The organism is Pseudoalteromonas sp. 2CM39R, assembly GCF_023161845.1.
Map to the genome: position 1 here is coordinate 188,408 of NZ_JALNTM010000011.1, position 11,837 is coordinate 200,244.

The window sequence follows — 11,837 nt, forward strand, 5'->3', positions numbered from 1 at the left end:
TACTGCAAATAACTAAAAGATTAATCCGTATTAAAACTCGGGGTCAGCTTCAAACGTGAGTACTTGCTCTGTAACAGGATGCTTTAGCTGCAGCATTTGTGCATGCAGCTGTAATCGAGGTGCCGCAGCAAGTGCGTCTTTGTGGGCATATAAACGATCGCCTAAAATAGGGTGGCCTAAGCTTAGCATGTGTACTCGCAGCTGGTGGGAGCGCCCAGTAATAGGAGTAAGCTCTACACGGGTTGCCTGTGCTTCGCGCTTAAGCACTTTAAAATGAGTAAGCGAGGGCTTGCCATTGTCGTGATCAACCATTTGCTTAGGACGGTTCGGCCAATCACAAATAAGCGGTAAGTCAACTGAGCCCGTTTCACTTTCAAGTTGCCCATAAACTCGCGCAATGTAACGCTTTGCCGTTTCACGCTCTTGAAATTGCATACTTAAATGGCGGTGAGCGGCTTTGTTCATTGCCAAGCAAAGTATCCCTGAGGTAGCCATATCTAAACGGTGAACAATTTTAGCCGTAGGAAAAACACGGTTGACGCGATTAATTAAGCTATCGGCATGTTTTGGGTCTTTACCTGGTACGGTGAGTAACTCGCTAGGCTTATTTACAATAAGTAAATCATCGTCTTGAAACTGTATAGTTAAATACGGGCTCATAGGGGGATTGTAATTAACTAACACGGCAGACCTCAGTGATTTTGAAGTGCGCTATTTTAGTGGAGCGAGCGCAAAGGCTCAAGTAAAAAGCGCGATATAAATATCGCGCTTTTTCAATGCACACGTTAGTTGACCTTTAACTAACGACTGACAGCTATATCCTCTAGTGCGAAACCACAATTAAACGAATTGCATCGAGTTTTAACTGCGCTTTTTCAATATGTGCGGTTAGCTCATTGCGTTGTTTGTCGTAAAAAGTAATTTCTTCTTGGCGAATATTTGGGTTTATTTGTTTCAGTGCCTCTAAACGCTGTTGCTCTTCACTCAACGATGTTTGCATTTTAGCTAATGACTCTGCACGAATAACATCCAGCTTTTGTTGCGCCATGTCTTTTGCTGTGTTGATCATTGGATGAACCGCACTTTGTAATGCACCGGCTAATTTACTTGCTGTTTGGCGACCTACCGCAGATAACTGTTGATTAAAGCCATCAAAGCCAACGTTTTCGCCTAAGTTATTACTGCTCTTATCGAGTAAAATACGAATAGGCGTAGGCGGTAAAAAGCGGCCCACTTGCAGTACTTTTGGTGCCATCGCCTCGGCAACAAAGATTAGCTCAACAAAGAATGTTCCTGGTGGTAACTTTTTGTTTTTAAGTAACGCCACTGACGCACTACCAAAGTCATCATCGCAAATCATGTCCATAGTGCCTTGCACCATAGGGTGATCCCAACTGATAAAGTGCACATCTTCTTGCGAAAGAGCGGTATCACGGTCAAAGGTCACCGTCATGCCATCTTCTTTTAAAGCAGGGAATGACGCGTTAAGCATATGCTCAGTGGGTTTTAAAATAATGGTGTTTTCACCTTTATCTTCTTGGCTTACGCCAAAGGTGTCGAACACATTGATCATGTAACTTGGTAGCTCAAACTGATTATCGAGTTTTTCAATGTCAGCTACAAGTGAATCAGCAGCGCCTTGCCCTGATGAATGCAGTTCTAGTAGGCGATCTCGGCCACTTTCCATTTGCTTACGTAATACTGCATTCTTTTGTGCTACTTGCTCAAGCAATGGGTCTAGCTCATCTTCGTCACAATTATGAGCTGCAATATATTCAAGTAAGTCTTCGCTAAACTCTTTATATAATAACTGTCCTGTGGTTGAAGTGCTTTCAAATGCATCTAGGCCTTCGTTGTACCAACGTAATAACACTTCCTGTGCCGTATTTTCAAAGTAAGGCACATGAATGTTCACATCTTGTGTTTGTCCTATGCGGTCTAAGCGACCAATTCGTTGCTCAAGTAAATCTGGGTTGAGCGGTAAATCAAACAACACTAAATGATGTGAGAATTGGAAGTTACGGCCTTCTGAACCAATTTCAGAACACAATAATATTTGAGCATTATCGTATTCATCGGCAAAGAACGCCGCGGCGCGGTCTCGTTCAATTATCGACATGCCCTCGTGGAAAACCGAGGCTTTAATTGCTTCGCGTTCACGTAATATTTGCTCAAGGCTGATTGCGGTTTCGGCTTTAGCACAAATGAGTAATACTTTTTCACGTTTGAGAGTTTTTAGCGTTTCGATTAGCCAATCTACACGGGGGTCAAATAAACCCCAGCTGGCGCTTTCACCTTCAAACTCTTGAAATATTTTTTCAGGGAAAAGTGCACGTTGTGCACTGAGTTCAGCATTTTGAATGCCGCTCATATTACCTAGTACAGTCATTGCTGTTTTGTATTGCTTAGGTAAAGCCATAGGGTAGGCGTGTAATTTACGACTTGGGTAACCATCAATACCACTGCGACTATTTCTAAATAAGATGCGCCCAGTACCGTGACGGTCTAAAAGCATATTTAAAATTTCTTTACGTGCTTCAAGGTCGCCTTGTTGTGCTGTTTCAAGAATATCGGTGATATCCGTTTCTTTTAATAGCTCAATCAAGGTTGCTTTAGCGTTATCATCTAATGATTGCTCTTGCAGTAGTTGATTAGCAGCTTCGGCTATATCTTTGTAGTTTGCTTCTTCTTCTTTAAATACGTCGTAGTCGTAAAAGCGATCTGGGTCGAGCAGTTGTAAGCGTGCAAAGTGGCTACGATGACCCAGTTGGTCTGGCGTTGCTGTTAATAAAATTAGCCCCGGAATGTCTTGACTCAGCTCAGCCATACGTTGGTATTCGGCACTAGGTTTATTGTTGTTAATGCTTAAATGATGGGCTTCATCAATGACTAATAAGTCCCAGTCAGCCAACGTAGCTTGTTCAAACCAACGTTTTTTCTTAGTTAAAAACTCAAGGCTGGTAAGCACCAGTTGCTCGGTATCAAATACGTTAGGTGAATCAGCAAACGCTTCGTCGCAGCGCTCTTCATCAAAAATAGAAAAACGTAAATTAAAACGGCGTAGCATTTCTACTAACCATTGGTGCTGCAAGTTCTCAGGTACCACAATGAGCACACGGCTGGCGCGACCAGTAATAATTTGTTGGTGTAAAATCATGCCAGCTTCGATGGTTTTACCCAAACCTACTTCATCAGAAAGTAGTACACGTGGCGCAAAACGTTTACCTACTTCTTGGGCAATATAAAGCTGATGCGGAATAAGGTTGGCACGTTGGCCAATTAAACCTTTAATAGGTGACTGTTGGCGTTCAAATTGGTGTAACCAAGTTTGGTAGCGCAAAGTGTATCGATCAAAGCGGTCTACTTGGCCTGCAAATAAACGGTCTTGTGGTTTATTAAATTTAATAAAATGGTCTAAAAAGGTCTCTTTTAATTGTACTTTTTCACCGTTATCAATACGTTCACCGTGATAGCACAGTAATTCGCCTTGTACTTCAATTGACTCAACTTGTAATTCCCACTCCTCAACGCTTCGGATCACATCACCAGGATTAAATGCTACGCGGGTTACCGGAGCTTCTGCAGAAGAATAAACACGGTTTTCACCACTGGCAGGAAATAAAATGCTGACCTGGCGGCCATCAATGGCAACAACGGTGCCCAATCCTAAATCTGACTCTGTATCACTGATCCAACGCTGACCTAAGGAAAAATTCATGTATGTCTCGTCTATGAAGAAAAAGGCGGCTATGTTACCTGTTAGATAACACCACTGCAAGGCGCTATTTGCCTGACTTTTAATTAATTTTATAAGTGTGAATTATTCCTATCTATAAGCACTGATTAGTGCGCCGATTTTGTAGGAAATTCAAACTAAATGATATTTGTCATAAAACAGACTTTTATGACAAATAGACTAAACTCAAATTATACCTAAGTAATTAATCAAGTTTATTAGTCACACTGATTAGTTTATTGGGTATAGCATAAAAATCATAAAACGTAAGGAAAGTGCTATGGAAAAAGCTTCGAACCTTGATAGTAAAATGTATGTGCTAGATACCAATGTATTGCTTCATGAACCCCTCGCGTATTTGTCATTTCAAGAACACCAAGTGGTTATTCCAATGACTGTATTGGAAGAGCTTGATCACATTAAAGATAGAAAACACGATGTAAGTCGCGATGCCCGAGTGGCCATTCGTGGACTTGATGGAGTGCTCAGCCAGGCCTCTCCCGAGCAAATGTTACAAGGGGTTGCGCTACCAAGTAATAAACAAGGCGGATTAACGGGAAGCTTACTGATTGTAAATGACCATTTATTTGCCGATTCTATTTCCGGCTTACCGGGCAATGAAAACGACCACCGCATTATTAATTGCGCGGTGCACTTACAAAATCAGCACAGTGATAAAAAAGTCATACTGGTTACTAAAGATATCAACATGCGCTTAAAAGCCAAAGGGGCGGGGCTTAAATATGTTGAAGATTACCGTACCGATCAGCTTATTGACGATATCGCCTTACTTACCAGCGGCTATAAAAAAATTACTGGTGATTTTTGGCAGCATGTTGGCGAGTGTAACACTGAGCAACACGGGCGTGAAACAGTCCATCATATCCCTAAAGATTTAATCCCAGATGTGTTTTGTAATGAGTATTTACTTGATGATGGCGATCAGTTTGCCGCTAGAGTCAAATCTTACGATGGTGAGCATATTACCATTAAAGATATTGGAGCAGAGCGACTAATGCATCAAAGTGCTTGGGGAATAAAGCCAAAAAATATTTACCAAGCAATGGCACTAGATGCACTGCTCGATACCTCTATTGAACTTGTTATTTTAACCGGCCCTGCGGGGTGTGGTAAAACCTTACTCGCGCTTGCTTGTGCACTTGAGATGGTGATTGAAAAAGGTGTTTACGATAAAGTGATTGTAACCCGAAACACCCCTGAAATTGCGGAATCGATTGGCTTTTTACCTGGCACCGAGGAAGAGAAAATGGCGCCTTGGCTGGCTGCCATAACCGATACCTTAGAGGTGCTGCATAAAGGAGATGAGAACCCTGTTTCAAGCCGTAATTACATTATGGAAAAAGCCAATGTTCAGTTTAAATCGGTGAACTTTATGCGTGGGCGAAGCATTCAAAATGCGGTGGTGATTTTAGATGAAAGCCAAAACTTAACGGCTTCTCAGCTCAAAACCATAATTACCCGCTGTGGTGAAGGAACTAAACTTATTTGTACCGGAAATTTAGCACAAATAGACAGTAATTATTTAACCGCTGTTACCTCAGGGCTTACCTATATTGTGGAGCGATTTAAGCACTTTGAAGGCGGCGCTACTGTTAATCTTAATGGTGTAGTAAGAAGTCGACTAGCGTCATTTGCAGAGGAGAATTTATAAGTGTTCTTTGGCTCGATAATCTACTATTTTATTATCGAGCCAAAAATTAAGTATTTAATCTAGGTGATTCATCGCTTATTAAAGCGCTTAATTACACGTCAACAGTTTGACGTTTAATTAATACGTATACCTAGCTTGTCAAATATCTACACATCGATCTTCAGAAAAAAGATATGAATTTATTTAAAGCTATGCCAGGTCTATTTAAGTTCATTACTTGTTCATGTCTCGTTAGGCATTTTTGATAAATAATAAGCTTTGACTGTATTAAACAGTAATTGATACATTCTTTTTATAGGAGCGTACGTTATTAAATGTGAAGGGGTAACCATACTAGTGAAATGGTACGCTTAGTGCATAGTTTAAAAGGGATAGCAGGAAATTTAGGTTTTAACCGATTATTATTGTGTGCTCAACACACTGAGCAAGTATTAAAAGCGGACGGCAAGCACGCTGCAGCTGCAATTAAATAATTAATAATACAGTTAGAGCGAGTGCAAATTTATATAAAAAGTTTAGATGTAAGCAATGATAAATAAAGCAAAAATATTAATTGTAGATGACGATGCGCTTAACCGAATCATTTTAGAAAGAACTTTAAGTGATGAGCATGAGGTTTACTTAGTGGCAAGTGGCGAAGAGGCGTTGACATTTGTTAAGCATACGCAGGTAGATTTAATTATTTTAGACATCATGATGCCTGGCATGAATGGTTACGACGTGCTGGTGGAACTTAAAGAAAGTAGCCTTAGCCATGCGATCCCCATTATTTTTATCTCAGCGAACAGCTCTCATGAAGACGAAGCAAAAGGTTTAGAATTAGGCGCAATGGATTACATTGTAAAGCCATTTTGTGCCTCAATTGTTAAAGTGCGTGTACGCAATCAACTACTTATTAAGCAAAAAAACGATTTATTAGAAATGCTTGCGTCTATTGATGGTTTAACAGAAATACCTAACAGACGTTATTTAGATGAAAATTTAGAGCGAGAGTGGCGAAGAAGTAAGCGTAATAACTCTTCCATTTGTGTATTGCTTATCGATATTGACCACTTTAAGCGCTATAACGATTGTTACGGTCATCGTGCTGGCGATGAGTGTTTAAAAGCTGTGGCGCAAACACTAGCGGCGCAATGTGAGCGCGGCAGTGATTTTGTTGCCCGTTATGGTGGCGAAGAGTTTGTAGCCGTATTACCAGAAACCAATCAGCAAGGGGCTATTGCATTTGCTAATAAGTTACGTGAAGCCATTAATGATTTGAATATAGAGCACAACGCATCGTTAAATGCTCCACACATTACTATTAGCATTGGTATTGCCTCAAGTGAGAGCAGTCAAGCATACACAGAGAAGGCATTGCTAGAAGAGGCTGACTCTGGTTTATATAATGCTAAAAAGTCAGGGCGCAATGCGATTGAATTGGCGCCCATAGGAACATATGAGCGTTTAGTTTGTCAGCATTGATAGTGCTGAGCTGCCAATACCCACTAATTTGTCATTTTTAAATACTAATGGTGTGCATTCATCCTTGGTCATTTTTCCATCTGAATGAATGCTGTGTGTTGCGTAAAACAACACTTGGTAAACATCATCCTGTTTTTTTAATAATTCAGTGAAATTAGGTGTTTTTAGTTGGTTTAATACTGACTGATACGAGCTATCCATTGCCAGACCTGAAATGATTTCACGATTGTTTTTATGTGTGGCCTGCCAGCTTGAAGAACTATTGCCTGCCCAATGACCTTCTGCTTCGCCATCAGATACAGCGATTACACAACCCGTTAAAAAAGGAGCAGTTAGTGCAGCAATTAAAAGTGTTTTTTTCATTTTGTTATTCCCTAGATGATTAATTAAAAACAATGTAGCAAAGACCAAGCCAGTTTTTAAATTCTTAAAAATCAATGGGTTGTTTTTGTTGTGTTTGGTGGGGTGGTGGCTTTTTTAAAATATAAATCTAAAAAGCCACTTTTTAGTAATTTTGACTAAGTTACTTTTATGGCATTAAACCAAGCGGTTACGCGACTCGTGTTGACTAAATGCTGCAATATTTAAACTCACTTCTTTTACTAAGCGCACGATAGATTCAGTGCTCGCCCACGCTATATGTGGGGTAAGTAGTAAATTATCACCCGTATAATTAGCCAGAGGATTAGTAAGCTCAGCGGGCTCTTTGGTCAGCACATCAACGCCGGCACCGGCAATAATATTGGCTTTTAATGCTTCTACTAAGTCTGCTTCATTGATTATCCCGCCGCGTGCGGTATTAATAATTAGCGCAGTCGGTTTCATCATTTTTAATTCATTAAGTGTAATTAAGTCGCGTGTTTCATCATTAAGTGGGCAGTGAACGCTAATAATGTCTGCTGTTTTTATTGCTATTTCAAACGGGGTGCGTCCGTCGCGACACGCTGTGCCTTTGCGCTCTGCAACAATCACCTCAGCGCCAAACGCTTCAGCTACTTTAGATACTGCCTTACCCAAAGTACCTCCGCCAATAATAGCCAATGTTTTACCTTGAATGTCATTAAAGCTGTAATCAAGTCGACAAAACATGTCACTTTTTTGCCATGCGTCTTGCTGGCAATCCGCTTGATAGCGGTGAGTATTACCTAACAAGTTAGTGATCAACGAAAAGGTATGCTGAACAACAGAAGGGGTTGAATAACCGGCAACATTGGTAACTGCAATGCCTAAGTCTTTTGCGGCATCTAAATCAACATTATTAGTGCCAGTTGCACTGACACAAATGAGTTTCAACGATTTTAATTGTGTCATAGTGTCACGATTAATTACTACTTTGTTAGTGATTAACACCTCGGCATTTTGGCTATGTGCCAACACTTGCTCTGGGCTAGTTAGCTGATGCACGGTAAGATCTCCAAGTGCTGAGATACCATCAAGTGAGGTGTTTGCCAGTGTGGCGTTATCAAGAATTGTTATGTTCACGATGTGTCCTAATAGTGTATGTGTAAAAAGAATGATAATCCCAGTACGCGAAGTGCTTGTGTTAAAAAGAGTATCATCTATTTGAATATTATTGGGTTTATCAGATTGCGTTTACATTAGCAGTTGTAGAGCTATATTTAAATGTGGTCTGCCCACTGAGGGTTAACTTGCATGTTATTATGGCCAACTGCCTTGCTAAGTTAACTTGAACAAAGTGCAATTAGTAAGGTCTATCCATTTGAATTAATAATTAATAGCTATAGTTTATACACATGAGGCAGTTAGTCTGACAATAATGCTCAGTACTAAACTATAACGCTATGAAAACTCAGTAAATCGAACTTTAGTATTGCTAGTTTCGTACTTTTGCTTGAGTTATAATCAAAATCAGACATAACGGGACGTTTTAGCGTGTCGTTTTTAACTTTGTAGATGCAGTAAATGATTGAATTAGAAGATAAGTACGCAGATATAAGACCTTACAATGACGATGAAGTTGCCGCCTCATTAACGCGATTAATTAACGATAATGCGTTTCTTGATGTGATAGCAAAGTACAATTTGCCACGCTTTATATCCGCAGTTGGGTTTTTAGCACGCGCTATAATAAAACATCAGTTGCGTAAAAAGTGGGGCAAAGTTAAAACAGTTGAAGATGTACAAAACGAAGTGGCGCATTATTTAAATAAATTAGTAAGGCGCACCACATCAAACGTTACTTTTTCAGGTTTAGAGGCATTAGACCCTAATCAAGCCTATCTTTTTGTTTCAAATCATAGAGACATTGTACTTGACCCTGCATTAGTTAATTGGGGCCTTTATCAGCATAAAATGAAAACAGTGAGAATTGCGATTGGTGATAACTTATTGCAAATTCCTTACATTACTGAGCTTATGCGTTTGAATAAAAGCTTTATTGTAAAACGCTCAGCTAAAGCGCCAAAAGAGATGTTAAAAGCGTTGACTCAGTTATCGGCTTATATTTATGACTCGCTTACTAGTGGGCATTCTATTTGGATTGCTCAAAAAGAAGGTCGGGCTAAAGACGGTGTAGATCAAACCGATCCTGCACTGTTAAAAATGCTACAACTAAATGGACGTAAACAAAAGAAAGAGTTTGGTGAGTACATTAAAGAGCTAAAAGTGGTGCCGGTTGCAATATCTTACCAATATGAACCCTGTGCAATAGCGAAGGCAAAAGAGCTCTATCATAAACAACACCATGGTAAATACGTGAAATCGGCGGGTGAAGATATTGCTAGTATTGTTGAAGGCTTTAGTTCAGCCAAAGGGCATGTGCACTTATCGTTTGGCCAGCCTATTCAGTCAGATTGCGATAGTGCAGATGAGCTGGCAAAAACCATTGATAAGCAAATAATTGATTCGTTTTATTTACACCCAGGCAACTATATTGCAGGTGGTTGTACTGAAGCGGTTATAAATAAAAATGATGCAGCACAATTTGCAGAGCGTTTAGCAAAAGTGCCAGAAGAATTAAGGCCTTTAGTACTAGCAATGTACGCTAAGCCCTACCATAGAAAAACACAAGTAGATGAACAAAGCTGTGAACATTAATTAACAGTTTAGGCGTAGATAAAAGCAGCAATTAATTTGCTGCTTTTTTTTTAAACAAAAATGGCGCTATACTCAAGCTATACTTTTTTATACTGGAGGGTTTGATGCAACAAATTGAAATATTTGATATTCCTAGCCCTTGTAAAGGTATTTGCTTGGTTAATAATCGGGGTTACTGCAAAGGATGTTATCGCAGTCGTGATGAGCGATTTTCGTGGAATTCGTTGACCAATGCGCAAAAAAAGAAAGTGTTGAGCCTATGCCAGCAACGCTATAAACGTTATTTACAGCAAAAAAATAAAGCTGCGCAAGCCGCTTCGCCAGCACAACAGCAAGGCTTTGATTTTTAAAATTGTAGTTTGTACTTTGATCTGAGTTTAGCGACCGTGCCATTGTTGTGTAATTTCTTAAGTGTAGCCTCAAGCTGTTGAGCAATACTCGCATGACTGTTATGTAAATAATGATAAAGCGGGTAGGTAGCAACCACTTGTTTTTCATAACAGCCTAAAGCGGGAGGAATGGTTTTATTGGCCATCGCAAAATCAATCAGTAATGCAGCTTCTACTTTTTGCTGGATCAGTAAATTTAATTGAGTGGTATTATTTTTTACCTCAATAACCTTGCCTTGAAAATCAATACTGTCTAAATATCGCTGTTGTACAGGGTAGCTGGCTATAATGGCAACGCTATCCATTGTTTTAGTAGAGCTGGGTTCACAGTGCTTATAAAGCTCAAGATTAAATTTGAATAACGGATAGTTAACCCGAATTAAGTTTTTGTATGCACTTTCAATACTAATATCACGAGCAAGCTGCCCATCTAACATGCCACTGTTTGCTGCAAATAATGCATTTTGACGATTAAAATCGATAATATTTAATTTAAAGCCCATATCTGTATACGCTAATTGTAATAGCTCAATAGTATAATTTGCTTGCTGGGTGTTCTGCGGGCGATTAAATGTATAGCTGTAACTATGGCCAAATGACGAATTACTAAAAATTAAACCTATTAATACAAGCAACCCTTTACAGTATTTAAACACGTCAGCAGTTCCTGTCTATTGGGGCAAATGGATAGGCGAGTATAATAACAAATTGGCTGTCTTTTGCCCAGTTTCTAGTCATAATCTAGCAGAGCCTATCATTAACAATTATTGATACCCTTAGACTATTTAAAGTAGATTCTTTTTATTCATTATAGAGTTAGTTTATTATAAGTTTAACCGTATAATCTAAGTTTTATCAGGCCAGTAAAAGAGGGGAATATGAGTTATAACCTGTGTGATTTACCACGAGAGCAAAAGTATCAGATTCAGCTAGATTACGAAGCTTCATTTTGGGCATATCAAATTAAGCGTGGCAAGAAAACGCGTGAGCAAGTTTATGATACCCTGCACAGCCGCCCAGTTGCAGAGCAAGGTTTTTTAAAGCAAAAATTTGAGCAATATTTGGCACTTATGCTAAGTTAGAGTTTACTTGCTATGATTGTTATTAAACAATTAGAATCAGTGAAAGCGCCTTTAATAAATAAGTTTTATACCTTATATAAAGTCCGCGGTCGCGCCAATAAACAAGACCAATTGTGGGTTGCTTACGATAACCACACTATTATTGCTGCGTGCCGCTTACAGCACAAACCGACTTTTTTATTTTTATCGACAGTTTTTGTGGCTCCTGCATATCGTTCCACTGGTGTGGCAACAAAGCTGCTAAGCACTCTTTTAAATCAGCAAGCCGACGCTGTTTACACCTTCGCTTACCAACACATTACTGATTTTTATCAGGCACTTGGTTTTAACCAGGTGTTAACATATACTCCTGCATTATTAACGCTATTTGATGCATATAAGCACCGAAATATTATCGCATTGAAATATCAGCAACCCTAAATCAGTAATAGGAAACA

Annotated in this window: 12 protein-coding genes; 7 read left to right on the top strand and 5 right to left on the bottom strand. The window is 39.5% G+C overall.

The features are described 5' to 3' along the window. Window positions 1–30 precede the first annotated feature (30 nt). Both rluA and rapA read right to left on the bottom strand, forming a co-directional pair. Window positions 31–684, bottom strand: coding sequence for a bifunctional tRNA pseudouridine(32) synthase/23S rRNA pseudouridine(746) synthase RluA (gene rluA, locus MTF66_RS23295; RefSeq protein ID WP_138623128.1), 654 nt, complete (start codon window positions 682–684; stop codon window positions 31–33). Between the two features lie 139 nt (window positions 685–823). Then, entirely contained in the window at window positions 824–3,718 is a 2,895-nt protein-coding gene (gene rapA, locus MTF66_RS23300; RefSeq protein WP_138623130.1) for an RNA polymerase-associated protein RapA, read from the bottom strand. A gap of 298 nt (window positions 3,719–4,016) precedes the next feature. Here rapA and MTF66_RS23305 point away from each other — a divergent pair, with 298 nt between their 5' ends. The 3 genes from MTF66_RS23305 to MTF66_RS23315 all read left to right on the top strand — a co-directional run bounded on the left by MTF66_RS23305 (window position 4,017) and on the right by MTF66_RS23315 (window position 6,872). After that, a complete protein-coding gene (locus tag MTF66_RS23305; protein WP_010391619.1) occupies window positions 4,017–5,408 on the top strand; it encodes a PhoH family protein in 1,392 nt (463 codons plus the stop codon). A gap of 341 nt (window positions 5,409–5,749) precedes the next feature. Next, window positions 5,750–5,881 carry an Hpt domain-containing protein gene (locus MTF66_RS23310; RefSeq protein ID WP_226916168.1) on the top strand — a complete coding sequence of 44 codons (132 nt, stop codon included), beginning with the start codon at window positions 5,750–5,752 and terminating at the stop codon, window positions 5,879–5,881. Window positions 5,882–5,936: 55 nt separating this feature from the next. Further along, window positions 5,937–6,872 (top strand): diguanylate cyclase, encoded by a 936-nt coding sequence (locus MTF66_RS23315; RefSeq protein WP_138623132.1) that lies wholly within the window; start codon window positions 5,937–5,939, stop codon window positions 6,870–6,872. On the opposite strand, the gene MTF66_RS23320 is transcribed toward MTF66_RS23315, so the two are convergent. Continuing rightward, window positions 6,855–7,235, bottom strand: a complete 381-nt coding sequence (locus tag MTF66_RS23320) for a DUF3192 domain-containing protein (protein ID WP_008113368.1) — start codon at window positions 7,233–7,235, stop codon at window positions 6,855–6,857. The genes MTF66_RS23315 and MTF66_RS23320 overlap by 18 nt on opposite strands. Window positions 7,236–7,409: 174 nt before the next feature. Continuing rightward, the gene (locus tag MTF66_RS23325) at window positions 7,410–8,354 is read right to left on the bottom strand and encodes a D-2-hydroxyacid dehydrogenase (RefSeq protein WP_138623134.1); all 945 of its coding nucleotides are present in this window, start codon (window positions 8,352–8,354) and stop codon (window positions 7,410–7,412) included. Between the two features lie 441 nt (window positions 8,355–8,795). Here MTF66_RS23325 and MTF66_RS23330 point away from each other — a divergent pair, with 441 nt between their 5' ends. After that, on the top strand, window positions 8,796–9,929 hold the full coding sequence (locus MTF66_RS23330) for a 1-acyl-sn-glycerol-3-phosphate acyltransferase (protein WP_008113364.1): 1,134 nt from the start codon (window positions 8,796–8,798) through the stop codon (window positions 9,927–9,929). 104 nt (window positions 9,930–10,033) lie between these two features. Next, a complete protein-coding gene (locus MTF66_RS23335; protein ID WP_036934167.1) occupies window positions 10,034–10,279 on the top strand; it encodes a DUF1289 domain-containing protein in 246 nt (81 codons plus the stop codon). Here MTF66_RS23335 and MTF66_RS23340 read toward each other — a convergent pair. Beyond that, window positions 10,276–10,974: a transporter substrate-binding domain-containing protein gene (locus tag MTF66_RS23340; protein WP_055012514.1), complete on the bottom strand. Its 699-nt coding sequence runs from the start codon at window positions 10,972–10,974 to the stop codon at window positions 10,276–10,278. The two genes, MTF66_RS23335 and MTF66_RS23340, sit on opposite strands and share 4 nt — an antisense overlap. A 222-nt stretch (window positions 10,975–11,196) precedes the next feature. On the opposite strand from MTF66_RS23340, the gene MTF66_RS23345 reads away from it, so the two are divergent. Beyond that, on the top strand, window positions 11,197–11,400 hold the full coding sequence (locus MTF66_RS23345) for a DUF3283 family protein (RefSeq protein WP_008113353.1): 204 nt from the start codon (window positions 11,197–11,199) through the stop codon (window positions 11,398–11,400). 12 nt (window positions 11,401–11,412) lie between these two features. After that, a complete protein-coding gene (locus MTF66_RS23350; RefSeq protein ID WP_138623136.1) occupies window positions 11,413–11,820 on the top strand; it encodes a GNAT family N-acetyltransferase in 408 nt (135 codons plus the stop codon). The last annotated feature ends 17 nt before the right edge of the window (window positions 11,821–11,837 follow it).

Coding starts and splice junctions, on each gene's coding strand:
- MTF66_RS23350 (WP_138623136.1), top strand. CDS start 11,413: ATGATTGTTATTAAACAATTAGAATCAGTGAAAGCGCCTTTAATAAAT.
- MTF66_RS23305 (WP_010391619.1), top strand. CDS start 4,017: ATGGAAAAAGCTTCGAACCTTGATAGTAAAATGTATGTGCTAGATACC.
- MTF66_RS23345 (WP_008113353.1), top strand. CDS start 11,197: ATGAGTTATAACCTGTGTGATTTACCACGAGAGCAAAAGTATCAGATT.
- rapA (WP_138623130.1), bottom strand. CDS start 3,718: ATGAATTTTTCCTTAGGTCAGCGTTGGATCAGTGATACAGAGTCAGAT.
- MTF66_RS23320 (WP_008113368.1), bottom strand. CDS start 7,235: ATGAAAAAAACACTTTTAATTGCTGCACTAACTGCTCCTTTTTTAACG.
- MTF66_RS23315 (WP_138623132.1), top strand. CDS start 5,937: ATGATAAATAAAGCAAAAATATTAATTGTAGATGACGATGCGCTTAAC.
- MTF66_RS23310 (WP_226916168.1), top strand. CDS start 5,750: ATGGTACGCTTAGTGCATAGTTTAAAAGGGATAGCAGGAAATTTAGGT.
- MTF66_RS23335 (WP_036934167.1), top strand. CDS start 10,034: ATGCAACAAATTGAAATATTTGATATTCCTAGCCCTTGTAAAGGTATT.
- MTF66_RS23330 (WP_008113364.1), top strand. CDS start 8,796: ATGATTGAATTAGAAGATAAGTACGCAGATATAAGACCTTACAATGAC.